Consider the following 25,440-nt stretch of genomic DNA (forward strand, 5'->3'; position numbering starts at 1 on the left):
AGCGGTCCGGAGCCACTTACCCTGGATGCGTGCCAAAGACGAAAAAGGCGAAGTCCGACAAATCCTCCAAGGGATCGAAGGATTCCTCGCAGGCGAAGGCGTCCCCGTCCGAGAAGGCCCCGATCGCGAGTGACGAGAAGGGGCTCGATTTCGCGCGGGCGTGGGTGGAGTTTCCGGATCCGGCCGATGACGAACAGGTCTTCCGCTGCGATCTGACCTGGCTGACCTCGCGCTGGAACTGCATCTTCGGAAGCGGCTGCCAGGGCATCCGGGAGGGCCGCGCGGACGACGGGTGCTGCACGCTGGGCGCGCACTTCTCGGAGGAGGACGACGAGAAGCGGGTGGCCGGACATGTGGCACGGCTGACGCCGGAGATCTGGCAGAACCATGACGTGGGCATGGAGACCGGCTGGGTCGTGGAGGACGACGAGGGCTCCCGCCAGACCCGCCCCTACCAGGGGTCGTGCATCTTCCAGAACCGGCCCGGGTTCCCCGGCGGCGCTGGCTGCTCGCTGCACATCCTGGCGCTGCGGGAGGGCCGCGAGCCGCTGGAGACGAAGCCGGACGTGTGCTGGCAGCTGCCGATCCGGCGGACGTACGAGTGGATCGACCGGCCTGACGACACGCGGGTGCTCCAGGTGTCCATCGGCGAGTACGACCGCCGGGGCTGGGGTCCGGGCGGCCATGACCTGCACTGGTGGTGCACGTCGGCGACGTCGGCGCACGGCGCGGGCGATCCGGTGTACGTCTCGTACCGGGCCGAGCTGACCGAGCTGATGGGCAAGGCCGGGTACGACCGGCTGGTCGAGCTGTGCGAGCAGCGCCTGGCGTCGCAGCTGCCGCTGGTGGCACCGCATCCCGCGGATCCGGTCGGCTGAGTGGGTCGAACGGGGCGGACGGGGCGCTCCGGGCATCTCGCGCACTGAGCCGTGAGGCGGGCCTACGAGGACGGGCTCGGCGCGCCGCTCTCCGGGGGCGGCGGGGACGAGGCCGTGGGGTCCTGGGACGGGGTCGGGCTCGAGGACGGCGGGCCCGTGGGGGTCGGATCGCCCGGTGTGGGCTCCGGGCCGGTCGTGGGCGGATCGGTCGGCACAGGGGCGGACGGGCCGGTGTGCACGGGGGTGGGGCGAGGGCCGGACGGGCCCGCCGCCCCATAGCCGTCGATCGAGACCACGACATCCGCGGGTGCCACCGCCACGCGCGCGTGCCAGGGACCGGAAGGCTCGCGCAGGTGGTCGACGTACACCCGGACCGTGGTCGACGTGCCGGGGGCGAGCGTTCCCGACGCCTGGCTCAGATAGAGCCAGGGGGCACCCGTGGCCGCCGACCAGTGGACCGGCGAGCTGCCGGAGGCGGTCAGCATGACGAGGGTGGTGGTGCCGTCGCCGTCGGCGGCCACCGTGAGGTGTCCGGCTGCACCGCGGTCCTCCGTCTTCACCCCGATGACCTCGACGGACACATCGGGCGAGCGGCCGTCCTTGCCGAAGCGGGCGCCGGGATTCGTACGCGCGTTGCCGGCGTTCTCGTAGCCGCCCGTGCCCGCGCCGCCGAGAGCGGCGGAGTCGTGCAGCTCGCGCGCGGTGACCGGACGGCCGTCGGCGCCCTCACCGGTGACGGGCGCACCGCGATAGGCCGCCCACAGGGCGATGACGGGGGCCGCGACCACGGTGGCGACGACGGTCGTCGTGACGGCACGCGCGCGCAGACGGTCGCGGCGCGCCGCGTGGTCCTTGGGATCCATGGGGAAACCGCGCCGGTCGAAGCGAGGGGCGCCGCCACGCACGCGTGGGGCGTGCGCCATCGCGGTCCCGAGGGCGGTGCGCGGGGCCTCGAGCACGGGGAGCGCGGCGGGGGTGACGCTGGTGCCCGGCCAGGCGCCGGGGACCGCGCGCTCGGCGGTGCGGCGGCAGCGCGGGCAGTCGTCGACATGGCGGACGAGTTCGCGGCGCAGGGTGGCGCTGAGCACGAATTGGTGGTCGTCGGTGAGGCGGGCGACGCTCGGACAGGAACCGGTCTCGACGACGGCGAGCGCGGCACGGGTGCGCTCGACCTCGCAGGCGGCGGAGGCGAGGAGTTCACGCGCGCCCGCGACGTCCATGCCGAGCACGGCGGCGACCTCCTTGGTGGTGAGCCGGTGACGCACGGCGAGCTCGAGCGCCTCGCGCTGCTCGGGACTGGTGCCGGCCGCCTCGGGCCAGGCGAGCTGGGCGAGTTCCCGTCTGCGGTGTTCCCGGATCTCCTGGGGAGCGGTGGCGGTGGCGGGGGAGCCGCCGATGATCTCGGCGGCTCGCCGGTCGCCGGCCTCCCGGAGCGCGCGGTGACCGCGGTCGCGTCCGGCGGCGTAGCCTGCCTGGCGGCGGCGCCGGGCCTCGGCCAGCCTGCGCAGACAGGACCAGCGGGCCAGGGCGTAGAACCAGGCTCGGCGGTCGTCGGGGGTCTCCGGGCCGCGGGTGCCGCGGCGCTCGGCGAGGGCCAGGGCGTCACCCAGCGCGGCCGTCGCCGTGTCGTGATCACACAGCACGGACAGGCAGTAGGTGAACAGGCCGTCGAGGTAGGGCTCGTACTGCGCGGGCGGGCGCCGAGCCGTGGTGCGGGTGTTCGCGCCGCGAGGCACGCTCCCCCGCTTGCGAGCGTCTTCGCGCGCCCGGCGTGCGCCGGTGGCGTGCGTGGAAGTCTCCGGCCTGCTGCTCATCACCCGTGCGACCGTAGGCGCCGACGGGCTGCACCTTCTGCCCCCTTGCGCACTTTTACTCCGTACGGGTGAAACGATCCCTCAATACGGGCCACGAACGCCGGGGTGCGGCCGGGAGCCCCAGGGGCACGGCCGACTTCAGCGGACGCACCGGTTTCGCGACCGCCGCGGAGTCGAGGTGGATGACCGGTGTTCCTCGTCACGCAGGTCGCCGGAGTGAGCGACCGGCCCGGTCGCGGCCCGTGCCCGCCTGGGCCGCGGGCCCTGTGTCGCAGGCCATGGGTCTCGGTGTCAGTGGGTCCCGCTACGGTTTCGTGCATGGCTGCCCGTACGAAGACCACCAAGGACCGGCCGTCCTACCGCTGCACCGAGTGCGGCTGGCAGACGGCCAAGTGGCTCGGCCGCTGCCCCGAGTGCCACGCGTGGGGCACGATCGAGGAGTACGGCGCGCCCGCGGTGCGGACGACGGCACCGGGCCGGGTGACCACCTCCGCCCTGCCCATCGGCCAGGTCGACGGGCGGCAGGCCACCGCCCGCTCCACCGGCGTGCCCGAGCTGGATCGCGTCCTAGGCGGCGGAATCGTGCCCGGCGCGGTCGTGCTGCTCGCCGGGGAACCCGGCGTGGGCAAGTCCACGCTGCTGCTGGACGTCGCGGCGAAGGCGGCGAGCGACGAGCACCGCACGCTGTATGTGACGGGCGAGGAGTCGGCGAGCCAGGTGCGTCTGCGCGCCGACCGCATCGGGGCCATCGACGACCACCTGTACCTGGCGGCGGAGACCGATCTGTCCGCCGTACTCGGCCACTTGGACACGGTGAAGCCGTCGCTGCTCGTGCTGGACTCCGTGCAGACCGTCGCCTCCCCCGAGATCGACGGCGCGCCCGGCGGCATGGCCCAGGTCCGGGAGGTCGCCGGGGCCCTCATCCGCGCCTCCAAGGAGCGCGGCATGTCCACCCTCCTCGTCGGCCATGTCACCAAGGACGGCGCGATCGCGGGCCCGCGCCTGCTCGAACACCTGGTGGACGTCGTCCTGCACTTCGAGGGCGACCGGCACGCCCGGCTGCGTCTCGTACGAGGCGTCAAGAACAGATACGGCGCCACCGACGAGGTCGGCTGCTTCGAGCTGCACGACGAGGGGATCACCGGCCTGGCCGATCCGAGCGGCCTCTTCCTGACCCGCCGCGACGAGCCGGTCCCCGGCACCTGCCTGACCGTCACCCTGGAGGGCCGCCGGCCCCTCGTCGCCGAGGTGCAGGCCCTGACGGTCGACTCCCAGATCCCCTCGCCGCGGCGTACGACGTCGGGCCTGGAGACCTCCCGCGTCTCGATGATGCTCGCCGTCCTGGAGCAGCGCGGCCGGATCAGCGCCCTCGGCAAGCGGGACATCTACTCCGCGACGGTCGGCGGGGTGAAGCTCTCCGAACCGGCCGCGGACCTGGCGGTCGCGCTGGCGCTGGCGAGCGCCGCGAGCGACACCCCGCTGCCCAAGAATCTGGTGGCGATCGGCGAGGTGGGTCTCGCGGGTGAGGTAAGGCGCGTCACAGGGGTCCAGCGCCGGCTGTCCGAGGCCCACCGTCTGGGCTTCACGCATGCGCTCGTTCCGGCCGACCCCGGCAGGATCCCGCCCGGGATGAAGGTGCTGGAAGTGGCGGACATAGGGGACGCCCTGCGGGTCCTTCCGCGCTCCCGTCGCCGAGAGGCCCCACGGGAGGAGGAGGACCGCCGGTAGACTTTGCCCTGGTCTCGCCCGTCCGTACGAACCGAGAGTGCGACACGGGAGCGCCCCAGAACCTGCGACCGGAGGAGTGCAGTGGCAGCCAACGACCGGGCGGCAGCTCCCGGAAAGTCCGGCGGGAGTTCCCGTGCCGATGGCCTGATGCGCGCCTCACTGAGCGCCGTGGCTCCCGGCACGGCTCTGCGCGACGGACTCGAGCGGGTGCTCCGCGGCAACACCGGCGGTCTCATCGTGCTCGGCTCCGACAAGACCGTCGAGACGATGTGCACGGGTGGTTTCGTCCTGGACGTCGAGTTCACGGCCACCCGTCTGAGGGAGCTGTGCAAGCTGGACGGCGCCCTGGTGCTCTCCTCGGACCTGTCGAAGATCCTCAGAGCGGGCGTGCAGCTGGTGCCCGATCCGACGATCCCGACGGAGGAGACGGGTACGCGCCACCGTACGGCGGACCGGGTGAGCAAGCAGGTCGGCTTCCCGGTGGTGTCGGTCTCCCAGTCGATGCGCCTGATCGCGCTGTACGTCGACGGACAGCGCCGGGTCCTGGAGGACTCGGCGGCGATCCTGTCCCGCGCCAACCAGGCCCTCGCGACCCTGGAGCGGTACAAACTCCGCCTGGACGAGGTGGCCGGCACGCTGTCCGCACTGGAGATCGAGGACCTGGTGACGGTCCGGGACGTCTCGGCGGTCTCGCAGCGGCTGGAGATGGTCCGCCGTATCGCGACCGAGATCGCCGAATACGTGGTCGAGCTGGGTACGGACGGCCGTCTGCTCGCCCTCCAGCTGGACGAGTTGATCGCCGGTGTGGAGCCCGAGCGGGAGCTGGTGGTACGCGACTATGTGCCCGAGCCGACCGCCAAGCGCTCCCGCACGGTCGAGGAGGCCCTGTCCGAGCTGGACGCGCTGACCCACGCCGAGCTTCTCGAACTGCCCACGGTGGCCCGTGCCTTGGGTTATACCGGCTCGCCCGAGGCACTCGACTCGGCGGTGTCCCCGCGCGGTTTCCGGCTGCTCGCGAAGGTCCCGCGGCTGCCCGGCGCCATCATCGACCGCCTGGTGGACCACTTCGGGGGCCTGCAGAAACTGCTCGCGGCGAGCGTCGACGACCTCCAGACGGTGGACGGCGTCGGCGAGGCCCGAGCCCGCAGCGTCCGCGAGGGGCTGTCACGGCTGGCGGAGTCGTCGATCCTCGAGCGGTACGTCTGACCCTGCGGAGCGGTTGGCCGGGGGCCCGCCGGAAATCCGGTGGAGAGGCTCCGCTGCCGCCTCTACGTTCGGAGGATGACTACCCGAACCTTCCGCGTCACCGTCCGCGGCGTCTTCGACGGTCTCGACGAAGCGCAGCGGGCCGAACTCCTGGCACGGGCCGCCGAGCACGATGTGCTGCGCGCCGCCTTCACCCCCGAGGGCCACCTCAGCTACGACCTCGCGGCCCGCTCCGCCTTCACCTTCCGCTTCCTGGACTCGGGCGAGGCGGAGGAGGACATCCTGGCCGCGTCGGAGCGCGCCGAAGAGGCCGCCAGGGCCTGGCTCACCGAGCGCGGCTACGGCTACAAGAACCTCCGCTCCACCGCCGAGGACCTCTCCCGGGCACCGCTCGGCAGGCGGCAGCGCCGGGCCATCGCGGGTTCGTCCTCCTGACCGGGCTCCTGAACGGCCTCCCGACCGGGCTCCTGACCCGGCGACATCAGTCCTTCGACAGCACGAACGACGTCTGTGCCTTCGGGAAGCCGGGGGCCTTCGCCTCGACCAGATAGGTACCCGCAGGCACCGAACCCGCCGGTGGCGTCGCGCAGTTGGGGGCGCTCTGCTTGCGGTCCCACTTCACCGTGTAGGTCACCTGGGCCTTCGCGGGCACGCGGAACAGCAGGCTTCCCGAGCCGCTCGGGCAGTCGGACGAGGACCACACGTCCTTGTCGCTTCCGGTCTGCGTAACGGTCAACACGGCGCTCTTCGGTCCGAGATCGACCTTGCAGTCACTGCCGGAGGAGTTCTTCGCGGTCAGCTCGAACGCGGGGGTGTCTCCGGGCGCGTAGGCGTTGCGGACACTCCGAAGCGTCAACTGCACGACGTTCGAGGCGCAGTTGGCCAGAGACGAACCGGCGCCGGCTGGCAGCTGACCGCCTGCGGACCCGCTGCCACCACTGCCGTCCGCACCGCCGTCCGCACCGCCGGCTTCCGTTCCGGATCCGTCGGACCCGTCGGACCCGTCGGAGCCCGACGACCCCGCCGACCCGGAACCGCCCCCGCCGCCCGACTCGTCCCGCCCGCCAGGGCGTTGGCTGATCGCCGGCCCGGTTCCGGACGGGCCCGGAGTGATGGACGACGTGGGGTGCTTGCCGTCCGAGCCGTCCGCCTTGTTCTTTCCACCGCCGCCGCCGGCCGTGACCACCCAGGCGATCAGCAGCGCCAACAGGGCTAGCACGGACAGCATTACGGCCCTCCGTCGCCAGTAGATGGAGGAGGGAAGCGGCCCGACCGGATTGCGCAGAGATCCCACGGCGGAAACTGTACGAGAGATCGGAGCCGCGCCTTACGCCACCCGCCGCCCCGGCATCAACTTTTCCGGATCATCATCCCGCACGGCCTCCCCCGGCCGGGGCCCAGGCACGCGCACCGGCGCCTGACGCCCCGCTCCCCTGTCGCACTCCGCCCGCCACGTTCACCTCCCCTGTCACACCCCGCCCGCCGCACCCACCTCCCCCCGTCGCTCTTCGCTCACCGCGCTCGCCCCCTCGCCGCACCTCGCCGCACCCCACCCACTGCCGCCCCCGTCGGTCACCGGGGCCCGGCGGACCGAAGCCCCGGGTGTACCGACACAACACCCCCACTCGGGGCGGTCCCCCACCCCAGCGCCCTTCACGTGGCAGGATCGAAAGCGTCATGACTGCACCCACCACCCCCACCCCCGTTCCCGCCCCCACCCCCGAACCCGCCCAGACCGACGATCTCACCGGCGTGGCCCCCGGCAGGGCCTTGCACGCCCCGGTCATCGCCTGGTTCGACGAGCACGCCCGCGACCTTCCCTGGCGGCGCCCGGAGGCCGGGCCGTGGGGCGTGATGGTCAGTGAGTTCATGCTGCAGCAGACGCCGGTCAGCCGCGTCCTGCCCGTCTACGAGCAGTGGCTCGCCCGCTGGCCCCGCCCTGCCGACCTCGCCAAGGAACCCCCCGGCGAGGCCGTCCGCGCCTGGGGCCGCCTCGGCTACCCGCGCCGCGCCCTGCGTCTGCACGGCGCCGCCGTGGCGATAACGGAGCGGCACGGCGGCGACGTACCCACCGACCACGCCCAGCTGCTCGCCCTGCCCGGCATCGGCGAGTACACGGCCGCGGCCGTGGCCTCCTTCGCCTACGGCCAGCGCCACCCCGTCCTCGACACCAACGTGCGGCGTGTCCTCGCGCGCGCGGTCGGCGGGGTGCAGTACCCGCCCAACGCCACCACCGCCGCGGAGCGCAAGCTCGCCCGCGCGCTGCTGCCCGAGGACGAGCGAACGGCGTCCCGCTGGGCGGCCGCCTCCATGGAGCTGGGCGCGCTGATCTGCACCGCGAAGAACGAGACGTGCCACCGCTGCCCGATCGCCGCGCAGTGCGCCTGGCAGCTGGCCGGGAAGCCGGAGCACGACGGCCCGCCGCGCCGCGGCCAGACGTACGCGGGCACGGACCGCCAGGTGCGCGGGCGGCTGCTGGCCTTGCTGCGGGAGGCGACGGGCCCGGTCCCCCAGTCGGTCCTCGACCGGGTGTGGGACGAGCCGGTGCAGCGCGCCCGCGCCCTGGACGGACTGGTCTCCGACGGCCTGGTGGAGCCTCTCGCCGGCGGCCTCTACCGCCTTCCGCTCACCTGACCCCGCCCGCCCGGGCGCGCGCTTCCCATTCCCGCGCCCGGGCGGGTCCTGTGCCCGTCCCGCGCCGGCCGGCTCACAGCTTCTGGACAGTCCACGGCTCGCCCCGTCACAGCGACTGCCTTGTCACATCACAGAGCACCCGCCCAACCGACGGGGCAAATCCCCCCAAACCATCCCCAACTTCCGCTCCCCCCTACCCAGTTCGGCCGTCTGTTACACAACCGACGGACAGCCGAGCGCTTCCCGCAGTCTGGCTCGGACAACGCCGTGACAACCCGTCGGTAACTTCATATGTGTGCCGCGGAAGACGCGACACGGGAGCTGACGGCAGCTCACAGACTTTGCGGGACCGGCATTCGGCTGTGCGACACAGCCGGGACAGGCCGGAAAACGGGGAACGGAGGCGGTTGGTATGGCGCACGGCGAGGTGCTCGAGTTCGAGGAGTACGTACGCACCCGGCAGGAAGCGCTGCTGCGCAGCGCCCGTCGGCTGGTGCCCGACCCGACCGACGCCCAGGACCTGCTGCAGACCGCTCTGGTGCGCACGTACGGCCGCTGGGACGGCATCGCCGACAAGCGCCTGGCGGACGCCTACCTGCGCCGCGTGATGATCAACACGCGCACCGAGTGGTGGCGGGCCCGCAAGCTGGAGGAGGTCCCCACCGAGCAGCTCCCGGACGCCTGCGTGGAGGACTCCACCGAGCAGCACGCCGACCGGGCCCTGCTGATGGACGTCCTCAAGGTGCTCGCTCCCAAGCAGCGGAGTGTCGTGGTGCTGCGACACTGGGAACAGATGTCCACGGAGGAGACGGCCGCAGCCCTCGGTATGTCGGCCGGAACGGTCAAGAGCACGCTGCACCGGGCGCTCGCCCGGCTCCGGGAGGAGCTGGAGGCCCGCGACCTGGACGCACGCGCGCTGGAGCGTGAGGAGCGGGAGCGTTGCGCGGCCTAGGCACGGGGGCCATAGAGCTCAGCGGGTCCTTCAAGGCGGCGATGGCGGCGGTGGCCACCATCGCCGCCCTCGGGCTTTTCGTCTCCGCCTGCGCGACCGGTGGCACGGGTGCGCGGGACGAGGGTCCGGCGGGCAGCGACCCGTTGGTGGCGGGGACCCCCCGGCCCTCCGCCTCGCCGACCAAGAAGGAGCCCACACGGCTCGACGTGGTCAAGATGGTCAAGGACGATCCGATGGTCGCAAAGGCGGTCAAGGACGATCTGAAACCGTGCGTGGCCGATGAGTACCCGCTCGACGTCTCGTACGGCAAGGTCACCGGCAGCACCGCGAACGACATCGTCGTGAATGTGATGACGTGCAGCGACGCCGTCGGGCTCGGCTCGTATGTGTACCGCATGGAGAACCACAAGTACGAGAATGTGTTCAAGGCCGAGGAGCCTCCGGTCTACGCGGAGATAGACCGAGGTGACCTTGTGGTGACCCAGCAGATGTACGAGAAGGGCGACCCGGTGTCGTATCCCTCCAGCGAGGACGTGATCACCTACCACTGGACGGCGCGCCATTTCGCCGTGGTGTCCAGCACGCGGAACGTGTACAGCAACGCGGTGGGCAGCAGCGGCACGCCCGCCCCGGCGGGGAACTGAGAGAGCGGATGGCAGAGCAGACCCACGTCCTGTTCGTCGAGGACGACGATGTCATCCGGGAGGCCACCCAGCTCGCCCTGGAGCGGGTCGGCCTCGAGGTCACCGCCATGCCCGACGGCCTGTCGGGCCTGGAGGCGTTCCGCGCCCGTCGCCCCGACATCGCCCTGCTGGACGTGATGCTCCCCGGACTGGACGGCGTCAGTCTGTGCCGCCGTATCCGCGACGAGTCGACCGTCCCTGTGATCATGGTGTCGGCGCGTGCGGACTCGATCGACGTGGTGCTCGGCCTGGAGGCGGGCGCCGACGACTATGTGACCAAGCCGTTCGACGGCGCCGTGCTGGTCGCGCGCATCCGTGCGGTGCTGCGCCGGTTCGGGCACGCGAGCGGCGCCGACCGGGGCGCCGAGGACTCCTCCTCCGTGGACGGCGGCGTGCTCACCTTCGGCGAACTCGAGGTCGACACCGAGGGCATGGAGGTACGGCGGTCGGGGCAGCCGGTGGCGCTCACGCCCACCGAGATGCGGCTGCTGCTGGAGTTCTCGTCGGCGCCGGGCACGGTGCTGTCCCGCGACAAGCTGCTGGAGCGGGTCTGGGACTACGGCTGGGGTGGTGACACCCGGGTCGTCGACGTCCATGTGCAGCGGCTGCGCACGAAGATCGGCCAGGACCGGATCGAGACGGTCCGCGGCTTCGGCTACAAGTTGAAGGCCTGAGCAGGGGTATGCGGGGGATTCTCGGACGCCTGATCCCGAACGACGCGGCCATACGGACGGGCCTCAGGTGGAAACTCAGCGCGGCGATCGCCCTGGTCGGCGCGCTGGTCGCGATCGCGCTGAGCCTGGTCGTGCACAACGCGGCGCGCGTGTCGATGCTCGACAACTCGCGCGACCTCGCCATCGAGCGGATCCAGGTGGCCCAGCGGATGTACGAGTCCGGGCGCACCCAGACCTTCGGCGTCAAGGTCGACGACCCTGCCATCCCCCGGGATCTGCTCCAGAAGGTCGCAGCGGGCCGTCGGGCCACCTATGTCGCCGAAGGTGCGCACGGAGTGCCGGACATCTGGGCGGCCGTCCCCCTCAAGGACGGCCGGGTGCTGTCCCTGCACACCCGTTTCACGGACCGCAGCGCCAGCGTGATGCAGGACCTCGACCAGGCCCTGTTCATCGGTTCGATCGCGGTGGTGCTCGGCGGCTCGGCGCTCGGTGTGCTGATCGGCGGACAGCTGTCGGGGCGCCTGCGCAAGGCGGCGGCCGCGGCGAACCGGGTCGCCAAGGGCGAGCCCAACGTCCGTGTACGGGAGGCGATCGGCGGCGTGGTGCGGGACGAGACCGACGACCTGGCGCGCGCCGTGGACGCGATGGCGGATGCGCTGCAGCAGCGCCTGGAGGCGGAGCGCCGGGTGACCGCGGACATCGCCCACGAGCTGCGCACCCCGGTGACGGGCCTGCTCACGGCGGCGGAGCTGCTCCCGCCCGGGCGGCCCACGGAACTGGTCCTGGACCGCGCGAAGGCCATGCGCACGCTGGTGGAGGACGTTCTGGAGGTCGCCCGTCTGGACAGCGCCTCCGAGCGGGCGGAACTCCAGGACATCATGCTCGGTGAGTTCATCAGCCGGCGGGTCGCCGCGAAGGACGCCGATGTCGAGGTCCGGGTGATCCACGAGTCGGAGGTCACCACGGACCCGCGCCGGCTGGAGCGCGTGCTGTTCAACCTGCTGGCGAACGCGGCCCGGCACGGCAAACCGCCGATCGAGGTCTCGGTCGAGGGCCGGGTGATCCGCGTACGGGACCACGGACCCGGTTTCCCGGAGGAGCTGCTGGCCGACGGGCCGAGCCGCTTCCGTACCGGCAGCTCCGACCGCTCCGGGCATGGCCACGGCTTGGGCCTGACGATCGCGGCGGGCCAGGCGCGGGTGCTGGGCGCCCGCCTGACGTTCCGCAATGTGCGGCCGGCCGGAACGCCCGAGCATCTGCCTGCCGAGGGCGCGGTGGCGGTGCTGTGGCTGCCGGAGCACGCGCCGACGAACACGGGCAGCTTCCCGATACTGCCCCTCTCCGGAGCCTGACCGCCGGGCCCCTGTCCGGAGACGGGCCGCCAGGCCCGTGGCCGGAGACGAGCCGCCAGACCCCTGTCCCGAGGCTGACCGCCGGGCCCGTGGCCGGAAGCTGACCGCTGGGTCCCTGTCCCGAGGCTGACCGCCGGGCCCGTGGCCGGAGACGAGCCCCCGGACCCCTGGCCGGAAGCTGACCGCCGGGTCCCTGTCCCGAGGCTGACCGCCGGGCCCGTGGCCGGAGACGAGCCGCCAGACCCCTGGCCGGAAGCTGACCGCCGGGTCCCTGCCCGGAGGCTGACCGCCGGGCCCGTGGCCGGAGACGAGCCCCCGGACCCCTGGCCGGAAGCTGACCGCCGGGCCCGTGGCCGGAGACGAGCCGCCAGACCCCTGTCCGGAGCCTGACCGCCGGGCCCCTGTCCGGAGACGGGCCGCCAGGCCCCTTCGGAGACGGGCCGCCGGGTCCCTGTCCGGAGGCTGACCGCCGGGCCCGTGGCCGGAGACGAGCCGCCAGACCCCTGGCCGGAAGCTGACCGCCGGGTCCCTGTCCCGAGGCTGACCGCCGGGCCCGTGGCCGGAGACGAGCCCCCGGGCCCCAGTCCGGAGACGAGCCGCCAGACCCCAGTCCGGAGACGGGCCGCCAGACCCCTGGCCGGAGGCTGACCGCCGGGTCCCTGTCCGGAGACGGGCCGCCAGACCCCAGTCCGGAGACGAGCCCCCGGACCCCAGTCCGGAGACGGGCCGCCGGACCCCAGTCCGGAGACGGGCCGCCGGACTGCTGTTCGGCGGCCCGCCCACCCGGCCGCCTCCCCGGCAGCCACGGCCTCCGGGAGCTGCTAGGCCCAGTCCTTGTCGAGGTCCAGATCGCCCTCACGCCGCTGGGTGAAGGAGAACCAGTTGCCGGAGTCGTCACGGAAGAGCGCCTCGGTGCCGTACGGGCGCTCCTTCGGCTCCTGGAGGAACTCCACGCCGCGGTCCTTGAGCTTCTTGTAGTCCCCGTGGATGTCGTCGGTGACCAGCACCCCGGCGCCGAGGGCACCCTTGGCGACGAGCTTCTTCACCATCTCGGCGGACTCGGGGTCCATCGCGGGCGGGCCCGGCACCATGAGCGTCAGCTCCACGTCGGGCTGGTCCGGGGCACCGACGGTCAGCCAGCGCATACCGCCGTCGCCCATGGTCATGTCCGTACGGACCTCGAGGCCGAGCTTCTGCGTGTAGAACTCCTTGGCCCGGTCCTGGTCGAGGACCCAGACGGTCGTGATGGCGAGCCCCTTGATCATGGCGTTCTCCTGGGTGCGAGGTGCTGTTGCGTTGCCACCGTAGGCAGCACGGCCGTCAGCCCGCTTCTTCGGAATTGCGCTTCTGATCGTCCGCGCGCGGACGGAATCCGCCGGCCCAGAGCATCGCGTAGCACCCGGGTATGAGCGCGGCGCCGCGGCCCACGTGCTTGGTCCGGTACTCACTGGGGGTGAGGCCGGTCCAGGTCTTGAACCGGGCGGAGAACGTGCCGACGCTGCTGAACCCCACCAGGTGGCAGATCTCGGTCACGGTCAGGTTGGCGGTGCGCAGCATCTCCTCGGCCCGCTCGATCCGCCGGTGCGTCAGATACTGCCGGGGCGTCTCTCCGTAGGCGGCCTTGAAGGCCCTGATGAAGTGGTACCGCGAGTACCCGGCATGCGCGGCCACGGCGTCGAGGTCCAGCCCTGGGTCGGCCCAGTCCCGGTCCATCGCGTCCTTGGCAAGCCTGAGCTGCCGCATCTTGTCCACGGTTCGATGCTGCCACGGGGCACTGACATGGCGCCGCGGCGCGGAACGGCGAAGGCCCCCGGGACCGCAGCTCCGGGGGCCTTCGGGGGGCCGGGGGCAGGTGCGTCAGACGGCCTCTGCCACCGTCGGCTGCACCTCCGCGGCGTCCCCGGCCGCGTCCCCGGCCTGCTTGTCCGGTCCGGCGCCGCGCAGCGGGACCTCCTTCACGAAGACGGCGGCCAGCAGCGCCGCGACGCCCACCACCGCGCCCAGGACGAAGGCCTGGTGCGTGCCCGCCGACACCGCGTACTGGTACGCCTCCCGGGCCGCCGCCGGCAGCTTGTGCAGGCTCTTCGCGTCCAGCTGGGCGGACTGCTCGGTGATCTTCGAGCCGACGGTGCCCGCCCGCTGGGCCATCACGTCCTGCACCCGGTTGTTGAACAGCGCGCCCATGATCGCGACACCGAAGGAGGAACCGAGCGTACGGAAGAGGGTGGTGGACGAGGACGCGACGCCCATGTCCTTCATCTCCACGCTGTTCTGCGCCACCAGCATGGTGATCTGCATCAGGCAGCCCATCCCGGCGCCCAGTACGGCCATGTAGACACCCGAGGTGAACCGGGTCGTCCCGGTGTCCATCTGCGCGAGCAGGAACAGGCCGACGATCATCAGCACGCTGCCGACCAGCGGGAAGACCTTGTACCTGCCGCTCTTGGTGGTGACCCGGCCCGCGATCATCGACACGACGAGCATCGCACCGAGCATCGGCAGGAGCAGCAGCCCGGAGTTGGTCGCGGACGCGCCCTGCACCGCCTGCTGGTACAGCGGCAGGAACAGCGTCGCGCCGAACATCACGAACCCGGTGATGAACCCGATCGCCGACATCAGGGAGAAGTTGCGGCTGCGGAAGATGTGCAGCGGCACGACCGGCTCGGCGGCCTTGGTCTGCCAGAACACGAACCCGACGAGCGTGGCGACGCCGATGCCGATCAGCTCCATGATCCGCGCCGAGGTCCAGGCGTACTCGCTTCCGCCCCAGGTGGTGACCAGCACGGTCGAGGTGATGCCCACGGTGAGCAGGGCTGCGCCGAGGTAGTCGATACGGGCCTTGGCGCGCTTCCTGGGCAGGTGCAGCACGGCGCTGATGGCGAGCAGGGCGACCACGCCGAGCGGCAGGTTGATGTAGAAGGCCCAGCGCCAGCCCCAGTGGTCGGTGATCGTACCGCCGACCAGCGGGCCGCCGATCATCGCGAGCGCCATGACGCCGGCCATCATGCCCTGGTACTTGCCGCGTTCCCGCGGCGGTATCAGATCGCCGATGATGGCCATGACGCCGACCATGAGGCCACCGGCGCCGAGGCCCTGCACGGCGCGGAAGCCGATGAGCTCGCCCATGTTCTGCGCCATGCCGCTGAGCGCCGAACCGATCAGGAAGATCACGATCGAGCTCATGAAGGCGCCCTTGCGCCCGTACATGTCGCCGAGCTTGCCCCACAGCGGGGTGCAGGCGGCGGTGGCGAGTGTGTACGCGGTCACCACCCAGGACAGGTGCTCGAGCCCGCCGAGATCGCCCACGATCGTCGGCATCGCGGTGCCCACGATCATGTTGTCCAGCATCGCGAGCATCATGGTGATCATCAGCGCGAGCAGGACGACCCGCACGCTCCGTGGCTGTTTCTCGGTCTCGGGCGGTGCCGTGGTGTCCGCCATGCTCCCCACTCCCCTAGGTGTTGCGGGCCGTCCGGCTACTTACTTGCCGCCCGGCTAGTTGACTACACTGTGGGAAGGTAGCCCCGAAACTAGCCGGGCGTCAAGTAAGTTTGGTGGGCCTGCCGGTCGGGCGGTAAGCAGGTATCGGAAGTCCGAGGAGTACGAGATGGGCGGCACCACCATGGACGGCACCAAACGGCAGCGACGGGGGGACACCCGCCAGCGCATCCAGGACGTGGCGCTCGAACTCTTCGCCGAGCAGGGTTACGAGAAGACCTCACTGCGCGAGATCGCCGAGCGCCTGGACGTCACCAAGGCGGCCCTCTACTACCACTTCAAGACCAAGGAAGAAATCCTGGTCAGCATCTTCGAGGACCTCTCCCGCCCGATGGACGAGCTGATCGAGTGGGGCAAGGCCCAGCCCCACACCCTCGAGACCAAGCGGGAGGTGCTGCGCCGCTACAGCGAGGCGCTGGTCGGCGCGGCCCCGCTCTTCCGCTTCATGCAGGAGAACCAGGCCACCGTCCGAGAGCTGAGCATCGGCAACGAGTTCAAGGACCGGATGCTCCAGATGCGTGACATCCTCCGGGACCCGGACGCCTCGCTGACCGATCAGGTTCGCTGCACCAGCGCGCTGTTCACGATGCACGCCGGGATGTTCGTGCTCCAGGACGTCGACGGCGACCCGGAGGAGAAGCGCAAGGCGGTCCTGGAGGTCGCCATCGACCTGGTGACCCAGGCGCACGCGGAACCCCGGGGGTCGTAGGACCGCCGGGACCCCCACCCGTCTCAGACGGTCACACCCCTGGCGCGCAGGAAGGCGAGGGGGTTCGTCGCGGACCCGTAGTGCGGGGTCTTGCGGATCTCGAAGTGCAGGTGCGGCCCGTTGGAGTTGCCGGTGCTGCCGGAGAGCCCGATGCGCTGTCCGGTCGTCACGGACTGACCGGCCCGCACGTCGATCCGGGAGAGATGGGCGTACTGGGAGTAGGTGCCGCCGGGGTGCTTGACGACGACGGCATTGCCGTAGGCGGACCCGTCGCCCGCGCCGTTGCCGCCGGCCTTGACGACGGTGCCGCCATGCACGGCGACGACCCGGGTGCCGCTCGGCACGGCGAAGTCCTGGCCGGTGTGGCCGGCCCGCCACATCCCGCCGGCCTGACGGAAGCCCGCGGTGAGCCCGTACTGCTTGACCGGACCGACCCAGGTGGCGCCGTTCGCCGCCGCGCCCTCGGCCGCGGTCGCGGCCCCGGCCCCCAGCACGGCCGGGATCCCCGCACCGGCGGCCAGCACGGCGGCCCGGGCGCGGAGCCGTGACATACGGGACGGAGAGGCGGGGCGCTGGGGCATGGGGACCTCACGAAGTGGGGGGCTTGACCATCCCTTGGTACAAGCACGCCCCGGCGCCCCCAAAACCCGCGCACTACGATGAGCACTCGTACAAACCGGGCGAGAATTCCATTCCCTTGACAGAAGGGGCATCCATTGGGAAGCCGGGTAAAAGCGCCTTGAATGACGCCATTCGAGCGTCGGATCCCGGCCGGGACGCAAACCCGAATGTCCCTTTTGTCGATAACGCTCTGCTGCTAGAGGGCCTAGTACCGTCCGCCTCGCCTGTGCGCCATGTCACCGCTCTTTCCGGTTCCGAATGAGCCGAGCGTGCGGGAAAGAAAAGGGGCTGCCCCGGGACCTGATGTCCCGGGGCAGCCCCTGTGCGCGCCCGCTGGGGGTTACGCCTCCTTGCTCAGGTTCGGACCGCCACCGGCCGCCTGCTCGATCGGCGGAACGTCCGGCAGTGCCGACTTCTCCTCACCGCGGAAGGTGAAGGTCTGGCTGTCGCCCTCGCCCTCCGTGTCGACGACCACGATGTGGCCCGGACGCAGCTCGCCGAAGAGGATCTTCTCGGAGAGCGTGTCCTCGATCTCGCGCTGGATCGTGCGGCGCAGCGGCCGGGCGCCCAGCACGGGGTCGTAGCCCTTCTTGGCCAGCAGCTCCTTGGCGGACTGGGCGAGCTCGATGCCCATGTCCCGGTCCTTGAGCCGCTCGTCGACCTTGCTGATCATCAGGTCGACGATCGCCAGGATGTCGGTCTGGGTCAGCTGCGGGAAGACGACCACGTCGTCGACGCGGTTGAGGAACTCGGGGCGGAAGTGCTGCTTCAGCTCGTCCGACACCTTGTTCTTCATGCGCTCGTAGTTGGTCTTCGTGTCGCCCGCGGCGGCGAAGCCGAGGTTGAAGCCCTTGGAGATGTCCCGGGTGCCGAGGTTGGTCGTCATGATGATGACCGTGTTCTTGAAGTCCACGACCCGGCCCTGGGAGTCGGTCAGGCGACCGTCCTCCAGGATCTGCAGCAGCGAGTTGAAGATGTCCGGGTGGGCCTTCTCGACCTCGTCGAAGAGGACGACCGAGAACGGCTTGCGCCGCACCTTCTCCGTCAGCTGGCCGCCCTCTTCGTAGCCCACGTATCCGGGGGGCGAGCCGAAGAGACGCGACACCGTGTGCTTCTCGCTGAACTCCGACATGTCGAGGGAGATCAGCGCGTCCTCGTCGCCGAACAGGAACTCGGCGAGCGCCTTGGACAGCTCGGTCTTACCGACACCGGACGGGCCCGCGAAGATGAACGAACCACCCGGACGCTTCGGGTCCTTCAGGCCCGCACGCGTACGGCGGATCGCCTTCGAGAGCGCCTTGACGGCGTCCACCTGGCCGATGACCCGCTTGTGGAGCTCGTCCTCCATGCGGAGCAGCCGGCTGGACTCCTCCTCGGTGAGCTTGAAGACCGGGATGCCCGTGGCGGTGGCCAGCACCTCGGCGATCAGCTCGCCGTCGACCTCGGCGACGACGTCCATGTCGCCGGCCTTCCACTCCTTCTCCCGCTTGGCCTTCGCGGCGAGCAGCTGCTTCTCCTTGTCACGGAGAGAGGCCGCCTTCTCGAAGTCCTGGGAGTCGATCGCGGACTCCTTGTCCCGGCGGACGGCCGCGATCTTCTCGTCGAACTCGCGCAGGTCCGGCGGAGCGGTCATCCGGCGGATACGCATCCGGGAGCCCGCCTCGTCGATCAGGTCGATCGCCTTGTCCGGCAGGAAGCGGTCCGAGATGTAGCGGTCGGCCAGGGTGGCGGCCTGGACCAGGGCCTCGTCCGTGATGGAGACGCGGTGGTGCGCCTCGTAACGGTCACGCAGACCCTTCAGGATCTCGATGGTGTGCGGCAGGGACGGCTCCGCGACCTGGATGGGCTGGAAGCGGCGCTCAAGGGCCGCGTCCTTCTCCAGGTGCTTGCGGTACTCGTCGAGCGTGGTCGCACCGATCGTCTGGAGCTCACCGCGGGCCAGCATCGGCTTCAGGATGGAAGCCGCGTCGATGGCGCCCTCGGCGGCACCCGCACCGACCAGCGTGTGCAGCTCGTCGATGAACAGGATGATGTCGCCGCGGGTGCGGATCTCCTTGAGCACCTTCTTCAGGCGCTCCTCGAAGTCACCGCGGTAGCGGGAACCGGCGACCAGCGCGCCCAGGTCGAGGGTGTAGAGGTGCTTGTCCTTGAGGGTCTCGGGCACCTCGCCCTTGACGATGGCCTGCGCCAGGCCCTCGACGACCGCCGTCTTGCCGACGCCGGGCTCGCCGATGAGGACCGGGTTGTTCTTGGTCCGGCGGGACAGGACCTGCATGACCCGCTCGATCTCCTTCTCGCGCCCGATGACCGGGTCGAGCTTGGACTCACGAGCGGCCTGGGTGAGGTTCCGGCCGAACTGGTCCAGGACGAGGGAGGTCGAGGGCGTGCCCTCGGCCGGACCGCCGGCGGTGGCCGTCTCCTTGCCCTGGTAGCCCGACAGCAGCTGGATGACCTGCTGGCGGACACGGTTGAGGTCTGCGCCCAGCTTGACCAGGACCTGGGCGGCGACGCCCTCGCCCTCGCGGATCAGGCCGAGCAGGATGTGCTCCGTGCCGATGTAGTTGTGACCCAGCTGAAGGGCCTCGCGGAGCGACAGCTCCAGGACCTTCTTGGCACGGGGGGTGAAGGGGATGTGGCCCGAGGGCGCCTGCTGGCCCTGGCCGATGATCTCCTCCACCTGCTGGCGGACCGCCTCGAGCGAAATCCCGAGGCTCTCCAGGGCCTTAGCGGCGACACCCTCACCCTCGTGGATCAGGCCCAGGAGGATGTGCTCGGTGCCGATGTAGTTGTGGTTGAGCATCCGGGCTTCTTCCTGAGCCAGGACGACAACCCGCCGCGCGCGGTCGGTGAACCTCTCGAACATCGTTAATCGCTCCTCAGAGCGGTCAGGCAGTAAGGGGACGCTCCCCTCCCTGTCCTTCCGCAGCTTAGTCCCGCAAGCGGGGACCGCTCATTCCAACTGCCGACACCGTCCTTGGCCTCCTGACCCCGAACGCCGACATCTGCTCCAACCCGATGGTGCGAGACGATGTTCCCGCAGGCCAGGCAGATACCCCACTCGCCAGTACGCCCATGGCGAACGTGAGGCGGCCCGTCCTGCGTGTCGCCCCCTCCCACTAGGGATGTCTTACCCGTACGCACGGACACTCCATGCCGCGCGCACCGGTTCCCTCCGCTATGGGCGAACATCCTTGCGTCGCCGGACACCCCCGGGCGCCCTCGCCTCCGGCACTCGGCGCAGTCGGTTCACCACCCAGCGTAACTCCCGGCCTGCCCGGACTGTTGCTCCGGGCATGGTCCCCACAGTGCCCCTGGTTTCCACGGTGCCTCTCCCCCGCCGACCGCGCGACCCGGACGACACGGCGCGCCGCTGGTACGAGGACGAGCTGGGCTGGGCCACCACCCCCGGGGAGCCGTTTCGGCTGGTCACGGGCCTGCGCTTCGACGTGCTCGAGGTCCCTGCGGAGGCCGGGTACGCGGCGCTGCGGCATCTGGGCCCCGCGTCCCCCGTCGCGATGCACGGGGGCCGGATGCGGCTGCTGGTGGCGGCGGGCGGTGCGGACGAGCTGCCGGGGCTGCTCGACTGGCTGGAGTGGGGTGCCGTGGCCCTGGACCTCAGGGCCATCGGAGCGGGCGGGCACATCGAGGCACCGCCGCCCCCGGACCGGACCGGTTCATCGCGCCGGATCGGGTCAGCGGACCGGATCGCGTCACCGGACCCGACCGGTTCACAGGGGGCCGCCGTATGGCTGCGGCCCCCCGAGCCGGGATGCGAGAGCGAACTGCTGCTGCCGACGCTGTCGGCCGTGGGAGGCGTCGGAGGCGCCCCCGATCTGGTGCGGCTGGTCGACACGATGGCGACGGAGTGCCATCGTGTCCGGCTGCGGCGCGCGTGCGCTCAGCCGTTGGCCTTCTCGTAGGCCTCGCGGATGGACGCCGGAACACGGCCACGGTCGTTGACCTCGTAACCGTTCTCCTTCGCCCAGGCGCGGATCTGCGCGGTGTCCTGACCGCCACCGGAAGCGGCCGCGCGGGTCTTGCCACGTCCGCCCGCGGCGCGGCCTCCGGTACGACGACCACCCTTCACGTAGGGCTCGAGAAGGCCACGGAGCTTGTCCGCGTTGGTGGTCGTGAGATCGATCTCGTACGTCTTGCCGTCCAGTGCGAACGTGACGGTCTCGTCGGCCTCGCCACCGTCGAGGTCGTCGACAAGAAGGACCTGAACCTTCTGTGCCACCGCATTTCCTTTCATCGATAACTTCAGGGCCGAGGATGCGCGGCGTGTGCCGCTTGTTTCGCGTCCCCTGTTATATGCAGTACTGCAGTACGTCGGAAAGCAAACCGCTTTTGCTGGAAAAACACAAACCCCCGGGAGAGGGCAACGTGCGGCGGGCGGACCGGAAACATGCGCGTTTCGGACATAGGGAACCTGGGCAACGCCGTCCGGCCGAAGCGCGGGGCCGAATAGCCCGGGATCCCTTGATGATCACAGATGCAGAAGCATCCGGCTGTTGCCCAAGGTGTTCGGTTTCACTCGTTCGAGACCGAGGAACTCCGCCACGCCCTCGTCATAGGAACGCAAGAGCTCCGCGTAGACATCGGTGTCGACGGGCGTCTCCCCGATCTCGACGAAGCCGTGCTTCTCGAAGAAGTCCACTTCGAAGGTCAGGCAGAAAACGCGGCGAACGCCGAGCCAGCGGGCGGTCTGCAGCAACTTCCCCAGCAACCGGTGCCCGACGCCGAGGCCCTTGGCCTCGGGCTGCACCGCCAGGGTGCGCACTTCCGCCAGGTCTTCCCACATGACGTGCAGGGCACCACAGCCGATGACCTGGCCGTTGTCATCGCGCTCCGCCACCCAGAACTCCTGGATGTCCTCGTAAAGCGTGACCGTCGCTTTGTCGAGCAGGATGCCGCGCCGGACGTAGGCGTCGAGGAGGCGGCGCACCGCCGGGACATCGGTCGTCCGGGCCCGCCGGACGGTGACGGCTTTTGCGCTGGGACTCTCTGCTGGCATGTGCGGACGCTATCGCCAGGGGCCGCCTCCGTCCGAGGCGGGGTTCTTCTCCTCCCGCATCTACGCGGGGTTCTCCCGCGGGGTTCCGCCGGGCTTGTCGCCGGCGCTCCCGGCCGGGCGATCGGAGGGGGGCACGGATTCGGGGGATTCGGCTTGCGCGGCGGAGGCCGTTTCGTCACCTTCGGCTTCCGAGGGGGGCGTCGATTCGGCACCTCCGGCTTCCGCGCCGGACGCCGTTTCGGTGTCTGCGGGCTCCGGGGCACTGGCCGGTCCCTGCACGATGCGCATCGCATCCTGCAGCGCCTGTCGTTGTTCGTCGCTCATCATGCCGAAGAAGGCCACGAGTGCGGCGGCCGGGTTGTCGCTCTGGGACCAGGCGTCGTTCATCAGTGCGGCCGCATAGGCGGCGCGGGTGGAGACGGCCTCATATCGATAGGCCCGGCCTTCCGCCTCGCGGCGGACCCAGCCCTTCTGATGGAGATTGTCCAAAACGGTCATCACCGTGGTGTACGCGATGGACCGTTCCTGTTGAAGGTCTTCCAGGACTTCTCGAACGGTCACCGGGCGGTTCCACTTCCACACCCGCGTCATGACCGTGTCTTCGAGTTCTCCCAATGGCCGAGGCACGCTCAGCACAATAGTGGGAGATGTCACCTATGGCCTGCCGAACGTGCACACACCTGGCGAAGGGTGGCAAAAAGGGCGTACGACGCGGAAACCCGACGAGCCGTACGCCGGGTGCCGCGGGGGCCGCCCGGGGAAACCGGTGCGCACCGGGCCGGTACGGGCCGCTACGGGCGCCGACCGGTCCGGTGCGGTCAGCCCTCCACGTCCCGGGGGGCGGGGCGGGGGCCCTTGACCTGAGCGAGCGCCGCGTCGACGGCCGCGTCCTCCTTGGCCTTGTTGGCGCCGCCCTGGGTCTTCACGATGACCCTGATGAGCCCGATGAAGAAGACGGCCATCACGACCGGCGGCACGAGCGCGGAGACGTATTCCATGCGTCCAGAGTAGCCAGGCCCCGTCCGGTGGATCCCTGACACCCCCGGCCCGTGCCCAGCCCGGAGGAGTCGGGGACCGGCGGCAACGCCGCAGAGGTGCGTGCCAGGCCATGCGACGCCGAGCCGGTCCGAAAGGCAGGCCTTAACCCACGGCGAGCCGCCGCTGCGCGTGCGGGGGCCCGGGCTTGCGCTTGGGCGGGAAGACCTCGCCGGGAGTCGGGATGGGGCGCTGCGGGCGCGGCGACTGCGGCTCCGGACGCGGGCCCGGCTTCTCGGGCTGCTCACCCGGCTTGTCCCCGGGTTTGCGGACGGGCTTCTCCGCGGGTTCCTCCGCGCTGCCGCGACCGCCCGGGAGCGCCGTGAGCCGGGCCCGGGAGGCGGGCACCGTGACGGCCCCGGGGGTGACGCGGGTGCGCAGGCCGCGTTCGGCGAGGGCGCGGCAGCGGTCGAGAAGGGCGGCGGCGGCGGGGGTGCCGCACAGGGCACGCAGGGCGGCGAGATCCTCCGGGGCCGGACGGTAGCCGGCCCGCAGGGCGTCCTCCAGGAGGGCGAGATAACCGCTTGCGGCACCGGGCAACGCGGCGCGGTAGCGGGCGAGGTCGGCCAGCAGGAAGGCCCGCAGACGGGCACTCTCCCGCACCGCCTCGTCGACGGACTCGGCGAGGCGGAGGCAGTCCTTGACGTCCTCGGAAGAAGCGGAGCGGGGATGGAGGGCGAGGGCGAGGGCCCGGCGGAGCACGCGCAGCTCCTCCGCGCCGAAGGCCAGGCCGCCGCGGGATCCGTATGGCGTGGGCATGCGGTGACGCTACCGCTAATCGGACAAAACGGGCCGCTCAGGGGGTCGTGTCGTCTCCGGGTTCCCTCAGGTGGGGGCGGCCTGGGAGCCCCCGGGCCTCACATGCGGGACACGTTCCGTTCGTACACCAACCGCAGGCCGATCAGGGTGAGCCACGGCTCGTGCTCGTCGAGCACCGCGGACTCGCCGAGAACCATCGGGGCGAGGCCGCCCGTCGCGATCACCGTGACGTCGTCCGGGTCGGCCGCCAGCTCCCGGGCCATCCGGCTGACGACCCCGTCGACCTGGCCCGCGAAGCCGTAGACGATGCCGGCCTGCATCGCCTCGACCGTGTTCTTGCCGATCACGCTCCGCGGCCGGGCCACCTCGATCTTCCGCAGCTGCGCGCCCTTGACGCCCAGCGCCTCCACCGAGATCTCGATGCCCGGCGCGATGACACCGCCCACGTACTCCCCACGGGCACTGACCGCGTCGAAGGTCGTCGCCGTGCCGAAGTCCACGACGATCGCCGGACCCCCGTAGAGCTCGACCGCGGCGACCGCGTTGATGATCCGGTCCGCGCCGACCTCCTTGGGGTTGTCGGTGAGGATCGGCACGCCCGTCTTCACGCCCGGCTCCACGAGCACCGCGGGCACGTCGCCGTAGTAGCGCCGCGTCACCTCGCGCAGCTCGTGCAGCACCGACGGCACGGTCGCGCAGATCGCGATGCCGTCGATGCCGTCGCCCAGCTCCTCGCCGAGGAGGGGGTGCATGCCCATCAGGCCCTGGAGGAGCACCGCCAGCTCGTCCGCCGTGCGGCGCGCGTCCGTGGAGATCCGCCAGTGCTCGACGATGTCCTCGCCGTCGAACAGGCCGAGGACGGTGTGCGTGTTGCCTACGTCGATGGTCAGCAGCATGGCCCTACCTACTCCGCCGCTCGCAGGTCCAGGCCGATGTCCAGGATCGGGGAGGAGTGCGTCAGCGCTCCGACCGCCAGGAAGTCGACGCCCGTCTCCGCGTATGCCCTCGCGTTCTGCAGAGTCAGCCGGCCCGACGCCTCCAGCAGGGCGCGGCCTTCGACGATCGCGACCGCCTCCTCGCACTCACCCGGCGTGAAGTTGTCCAGGAGGACCAGGTCGGCGCCCGCGTCCACCACCTCGCGCAGCTGGTGCAGCGTGTCGACCTCGACCTCGATCGCCACGTCCGGGAACATCTCGCGGACCGCATCGAAGGCCTGGGCGACACCGCCGGCCGCCACGACGTGGTTGTCCTTCACCAGCGCCGCGTCCGACAGGGACATCCGGTGGTTGACGCCGCCGCCGCAGCGGACCGCGAACTTCTCCAGCGCGCGCAGGCCCGGCGTCGTCTTGCGGGTGTCGCGGACGCGCGCCTTGGTGCCGTCCAGGGCGTCCGTCCACGCGCGTGTGGCGGTCGCGATGCCCGACAGGCGGCACAGGATGTTCAGCGCGCTGCGCTCGGCGGTGAGCAGGTCACGGGTGCGGGTGGTGACGGTGAGCAGCTTCTGCCCGGCCTCCACCCGGTCGCCGTCGTCGACGTGGCGCTCGACCTCGAACTCGTCCGTGCAGACCACCGAGATGACCGCCTCGGCGACCCGGAGGCCCGCAACCACGCCGGCCTCGCGCGCGGTGAAGTCGCCGGTCGCGACCGCCTCCTCGGGGATCGTCGCGACCGTCGTCACGTCCACGCCGTGGTCCAGGTCCTCCTGGATGGCGACATTGGCGATGTCCTCGACCTCCACCGGGTCGAGCCCGGCGTCGGCCAGGAGCTGGGCGAGGGCGGGATCGAGCCCGCACTCCAGGTATTCCTCGTCGGCGTCCGCGCCGCAGGCACAGCCGTCGCCGCAGCCACCGGTCGAGGCGAGGGGAAGGTCGGGGGTGCTCACT

General features: G+C 71.1%; 25 protein-coding genes. 11 read left to right on the forward strand and 14 right to left on the reverse strand.

The genetic code is table 11. From position 1 onward, the window contains the following. Positions 1 to 29 precede the first annotated feature (29 nt). Complete coding sequence (locus LZ604_RS02145) at positions 30 to 878, forward strand: DUF3109 family protein (RefSeq protein ID WP_234511963.1); 849 nt, start codon at positions 30 to 32, stop codon at positions 876 to 878. A 62-nt stretch (positions 879 to 940) separates the two neighbouring features. On the opposite strand, the gene LZ604_RS02150 is transcribed toward LZ604_RS02145, so the two are convergent. Beyond that, a complete protein-coding gene (locus LZ604_RS02150; protein WP_234511966.1) occupies positions 941 to 2,692 on the reverse strand; it encodes a BACON domain-containing protein in 1,752 nt (583 codons plus the stop codon). Between the two features lie 318 nt (positions 2,693 to 3,010). Here LZ604_RS02150 and radA point away from each other — a divergent pair, with 318 nt between their 5' ends. The 3 genes from radA (at position 3,011) to LZ604_RS02165 (ending at position 6,061) form a co-directional block, all read left to right on the forward strand. Further along, complete coding sequence (gene radA, locus LZ604_RS02155; protein WP_234511968.1) at positions 3,011 to 4,420, forward strand: DNA repair protein RadA; 1,410 nt, start codon at positions 3,011 to 3,013, stop codon at positions 4,418 to 4,420. Positions 4,421 to 4,501: 81 nt separating this feature from the next. Further along, positions 4,502 to 5,626, forward strand: a complete 1,125-nt coding sequence (gene disA, locus LZ604_RS02160) for a DNA integrity scanning diadenylate cyclase DisA (RefSeq protein WP_234511971.1) — start codon at positions 4,502 to 4,504, stop codon at positions 5,624 to 5,626. A gap of 75 nt (positions 5,627 to 5,701) precedes the next feature. Beyond that, on the forward strand, positions 5,702 to 6,061 hold the full coding sequence (locus LZ604_RS02165; RefSeq protein WP_234511973.1) for a DUF6204 family protein: 360 nt from the start codon (positions 5,702 to 5,704) through the stop codon (positions 6,059 to 6,061). Positions 6,062 to 6,107: 46 nt separating this feature from the next. On the opposite strand, the gene LZ604_RS02170 is transcribed toward LZ604_RS02165, so the two are convergent. Beyond that, positions 6,108 to 6,920, reverse strand: coding sequence for a hypothetical protein (locus LZ604_RS02170; protein WP_234511975.1), 813 nt, complete (start codon positions 6,918 to 6,920; stop codon positions 6,108 to 6,110). A gap of 383 nt (positions 6,921 to 7,303) precedes the next feature. On the opposite strand from LZ604_RS02170, the gene LZ604_RS02175 reads away from it, so the two are divergent. The 5 genes from LZ604_RS02175 to cseC all read left to right on the forward strand — a co-directional run bounded on the left by LZ604_RS02175 (position 7,304) and on the right by cseC (position 11,921). After that, positions 7,304 to 8,260, forward strand: coding sequence for an HhH-GPD family protein (locus tag LZ604_RS02175; RefSeq protein WP_234511979.1), 957 nt, complete (start codon positions 7,304 to 7,306; stop codon positions 8,258 to 8,260). A 412-nt stretch (positions 8,261 to 8,672) separates the two neighbouring features. Continuing rightward, entirely contained in the window at positions 8,673 to 9,212 is a 540-nt protein-coding gene (locus LZ604_RS02180; protein ID WP_234511981.1) for a SigE family RNA polymerase sigma factor, read from the forward strand. Further along, the gene (locus tag LZ604_RS02185; RefSeq protein ID WP_234511983.1) at positions 9,200 to 9,856 is read left to right on the forward strand and encodes a hypothetical protein; all 657 of its coding nucleotides are present in this window, start codon (positions 9,200 to 9,202) and stop codon (positions 9,854 to 9,856) included. The genes LZ604_RS02180 and LZ604_RS02185 overlap by 13 nt, the downstream gene beginning before the upstream one ends. 8 nt (positions 9,857 to 9,864) lie before the next feature. Then, positions 9,865 to 10,569: a two-component system response regulator CseB gene (gene cseB, locus LZ604_RS02190; protein WP_234511985.1), complete on the forward strand. Its 705-nt coding sequence runs from the start codon at positions 9,865 to 9,867 to the stop codon at positions 10,567 to 10,569. A gap of 8 nt (positions 10,570 to 10,577) precedes the next feature. After that, complete coding sequence (gene cseC / locus LZ604_RS02195; RefSeq protein WP_234511987.1) at positions 10,578 to 11,921, forward strand: two-component system sensor histidine kinase CseC; 1,344 nt, start codon at positions 10,578 to 10,580, stop codon at positions 11,919 to 11,921. 821 nt (positions 11,922 to 12,742) lie between these two features. On the opposite strand, the gene LZ604_RS02200 is transcribed toward cseC, so the two are convergent. The 3 genes from LZ604_RS02200 to LZ604_RS02210 all read right to left on the reverse strand — a co-directional run bounded on the left by LZ604_RS02200 (position 12,743) and on the right by LZ604_RS02210 (position 15,362). Then, positions 12,743 to 13,186: a VOC family protein gene (locus tag LZ604_RS02200; RefSeq protein WP_234511990.1), complete on the reverse strand. Its 444-nt coding sequence runs from the start codon at positions 13,184 to 13,186 to the stop codon at positions 12,743 to 12,745. A 55-nt stretch (positions 13,187 to 13,241) separates the two neighbouring features. After that, positions 13,242 to 13,664: a helix-turn-helix transcriptional regulator gene (locus LZ604_RS02205; protein WP_234512606.1), complete on the reverse strand. Its 423-nt coding sequence runs from the start codon at positions 13,662 to 13,664 to the stop codon at positions 13,242 to 13,244. Positions 13,665 to 13,778: 114 nt separating this feature from the next. After that, positions 13,779 to 15,362, reverse strand: a complete 1,584-nt coding sequence (locus tag LZ604_RS02210; RefSeq protein ID WP_234511993.1) for an MDR family MFS transporter — start codon at positions 15,360 to 15,362, stop codon at positions 13,779 to 13,781. A 166-nt stretch (positions 15,363 to 15,528) separates the two neighbouring features. On the opposite strand from LZ604_RS02210, the gene LZ604_RS02215 reads away from it, so the two are divergent. Continuing rightward, positions 15,529 to 16,128 carry a TetR/AcrR family transcriptional regulator gene (locus LZ604_RS02215; protein ID WP_234511995.1) on the forward strand — a complete coding sequence of 200 codons (600 nt, stop codon included), beginning with the start codon at positions 15,529 to 15,531 and terminating at the stop codon, positions 16,126 to 16,128. Positions 16,129 to 16,151: 23 nt separating this feature from the next. Here LZ604_RS02215 and LZ604_RS02220 read toward each other — a convergent pair whose 3' ends face one another. Further along, positions 16,152 to 16,709: a M23 family metallopeptidase gene (locus LZ604_RS02220; RefSeq protein ID WP_234511998.1), complete on the reverse strand. Its 558-nt coding sequence runs from the start codon at positions 16,707 to 16,709 to the stop codon at positions 16,152 to 16,154. 380 nt (positions 16,710 to 17,089) lie between these two features. Then, positions 17,090 to 19,612 carry an ATP-dependent Clp protease ATP-binding subunit gene (locus LZ604_RS02225; RefSeq protein WP_234512000.1) on the reverse strand — a complete coding sequence of 841 codons (2,523 nt, stop codon included), beginning with the start codon at positions 19,610 to 19,612 and terminating at the stop codon, positions 17,090 to 17,092. A 430-nt stretch (positions 19,613 to 20,042) separates the two neighbouring features. Here LZ604_RS02225 and LZ604_RS02230 point away from each other — a divergent pair, with 430 nt between their 5' ends. Next, on the forward strand, positions 20,043 to 20,669 hold the full coding sequence (locus LZ604_RS02230) for an SCO3374 family protein (protein ID WP_234512002.1): 627 nt from the start codon (positions 20,043 to 20,045) through the stop codon (positions 20,667 to 20,669). On the opposite strand, the gene LZ604_RS02235 is transcribed toward LZ604_RS02230, so the two are convergent. From LZ604_RS02235 to nadC, 7 genes are all read right to left on the reverse strand, one after another. Continuing rightward, entirely contained in the window at positions 20,648 to 20,986 is a 339-nt protein-coding gene (locus tag LZ604_RS02235; RefSeq protein ID WP_234512004.1) for a histone-like nucleoid-structuring protein Lsr2, read from the reverse strand. The two genes, LZ604_RS02230 and LZ604_RS02235, sit on opposite strands and share 22 nt — an antisense overlap. 249 nt (positions 20,987 to 21,235) lie before the next feature. Then, the gene (locus LZ604_RS02240) at positions 21,236 to 21,763 is read right to left on the reverse strand and encodes an amino-acid N-acetyltransferase (protein WP_234512007.1); all 528 of its coding nucleotides are present in this window, start codon (positions 21,761 to 21,763) and stop codon (positions 21,236 to 21,238) included. Between the two features lie 60 nt (positions 21,764 to 21,823). Then, complete coding sequence (locus LZ604_RS02245) at positions 21,824 to 22,354, reverse strand: BlaI/MecI/CopY family transcriptional regulator (RefSeq protein WP_267970883.1); 531 nt, start codon at positions 22,352 to 22,354, stop codon at positions 21,824 to 21,826. A gap of 227 nt (positions 22,355 to 22,581) precedes the next feature. Beyond that, positions 22,582 to 22,761: a hypothetical protein gene (locus tag LZ604_RS02250; protein WP_234512011.1), complete on the reverse strand. Its 180-nt coding sequence runs from the start codon at positions 22,759 to 22,761 to the stop codon at positions 22,582 to 22,584. A gap of 142 nt (positions 22,762 to 22,903) precedes the next feature. Beyond that, positions 22,904 to 23,557 carry a hypothetical protein gene (locus LZ604_RS02255; protein ID WP_234512013.1) on the reverse strand — a complete coding sequence of 218 codons (654 nt, stop codon included), beginning with the start codon at positions 23,555 to 23,557 and terminating at the stop codon, positions 22,904 to 22,906. Positions 23,558 to 23,655: 98 nt separating this feature from the next. Further along, complete coding sequence (locus tag LZ604_RS02260; RefSeq protein WP_234512018.1) at positions 23,656 to 24,453, reverse strand: type III pantothenate kinase; 798 nt, start codon at positions 24,451 to 24,453, stop codon at positions 23,656 to 23,658. A gap of 8 nt (positions 24,454 to 24,461) precedes the next feature. Next, positions 24,462 to 25,439, reverse strand: a complete 978-nt coding sequence (gene nadC / locus LZ604_RS02265) for a carboxylating nicotinate-nucleotide diphosphorylase (protein WP_234512020.1) — start codon at positions 25,437 to 25,439, stop codon at positions 24,462 to 24,464. Between the last annotated feature and the right edge of the window lies 1 nt (position 25,440).

The organism is Streptomyces glomeratus (assembly GCF_021462825.1).
GTDB classification, from domain to species: Bacteria; Actinomycetota; Actinomycetes; order Streptomycetales; family Streptomycetaceae; genus Streptomyces; species Streptomyces glomeratus.

Excerpts from the sequence above, each read along its gene's own strand:
- LZ604_RS02150 (WP_234511966.1), bottom strand. The coding sequence starts at position 2,692 with ATGAGCAGCAGGCCGGAGACTTCCACGCACGCCACCGGCGCACGCCGG.
- radA (WP_234511968.1), top strand. The coding sequence starts at position 3,011 with ATGGCTGCCCGTACGAAGACCACCAAGGACCGGCCGTCCTACCGCTGC.
- LZ604_RS02165 (WP_234511973.1), top strand. The coding sequence starts at position 5,702 with ATGACTACCCGAACCTTCCGCGTCACCGTCCGCGGCGTCTTCGACGGT.
- LZ604_RS02175 (WP_234511979.1), top strand. The coding sequence starts at position 7,304 with ATGACTGCACCCACCACCCCCACCCCCGTTCCCGCCCCCACCCCCGAA.
- LZ604_RS02180 (WP_234511981.1), top strand. The coding sequence starts at position 8,673 with ATGGCGCACGGCGAGGTGCTCGAGTTCGAGGAGTACGTACGCACCCGG.
- cseB (WP_234511985.1), top strand. The coding sequence starts at position 9,865 with ATGGCAGAGCAGACCCACGTCCTGTTCGTCGAGGACGACGATGTCATC.
- cseC (WP_234511987.1), top strand. The coding sequence starts at position 10,578 with ATGCGGGGGATTCTCGGACGCCTGATCCCGAACGACGCGGCCATACGG.
- LZ604_RS02200 (WP_234511990.1), bottom strand. The coding sequence starts at position 13,186 with ATGATCAAGGGGCTCGCCATCACGACCGTCTGGGTCCTCGACCAGGAC.
- LZ604_RS02205 (WP_234512606.1), bottom strand. The coding sequence starts at position 13,664 with ATGCGGCAGCTCAGGCTTGCCAAGGACGCGATGGACCGGGACTGGGCC.
- LZ604_RS02210 (WP_234511993.1), bottom strand. The coding sequence starts at position 15,362 with ATGGCGGACACCACGGCACCGCCCGAGACCGAGAAACAGCCACGGAGC.
- LZ604_RS02215 (WP_234511995.1), top strand. The coding sequence starts at position 15,529 with ATGGGCGGCACCACCATGGACGGCACCAAACGGCAGCGACGGGGGGAC.
- LZ604_RS02220 (WP_234511998.1), bottom strand. The coding sequence starts at position 16,709 with ATGCCCCAGCGCCCCGCCTCTCCGTCCCGTATGTCACGGCTCCGCGCC.
- LZ604_RS02225 (WP_234512000.1), bottom strand. The coding sequence starts at position 19,612 with ATGTTCGAGAGGTTCACCGACCGCGCGCGGCGGGTTGTCGTCCTGGCT.
- LZ604_RS02230 (WP_234512002.1), top strand. The coding sequence starts at position 20,043 with ATGGTCCCCACAGTGCCCCTGGTTTCCACGGTGCCTCTCCCCCGCCGA.
- LZ604_RS02240 (WP_234512007.1), bottom strand. The coding sequence starts at position 21,763 with ATGCCAGCAGAGAGTCCCAGCGCAAAAGCCGTCACCGTCCGGCGGGCC.
- LZ604_RS02245 (WP_267970883.1), bottom strand. The coding sequence starts at position 22,354 with ATGACGCGGGTGTGGAAGTGGAACCGCCCGGTGACCGTTCGAGAAGTC.
- LZ604_RS02250 (WP_234512011.1), bottom strand. The coding sequence starts at position 22,761 with ATGGAATACGTCTCCGCGCTCGTGCCGCCGGTCGTGATGGCCGTCTTC.
- LZ604_RS02255 (WP_234512013.1), bottom strand. The coding sequence starts at position 23,557 with ATGCCCACGCCATACGGATCCCGCGGCGGCCTGGCCTTCGGCGCGGAG.
- LZ604_RS02260 (WP_234512018.1), bottom strand. The coding sequence starts at position 24,453 with ATGCTGCTGACCATCGACGTAGGCAACACGCACACCGTCCTCGGCCTG.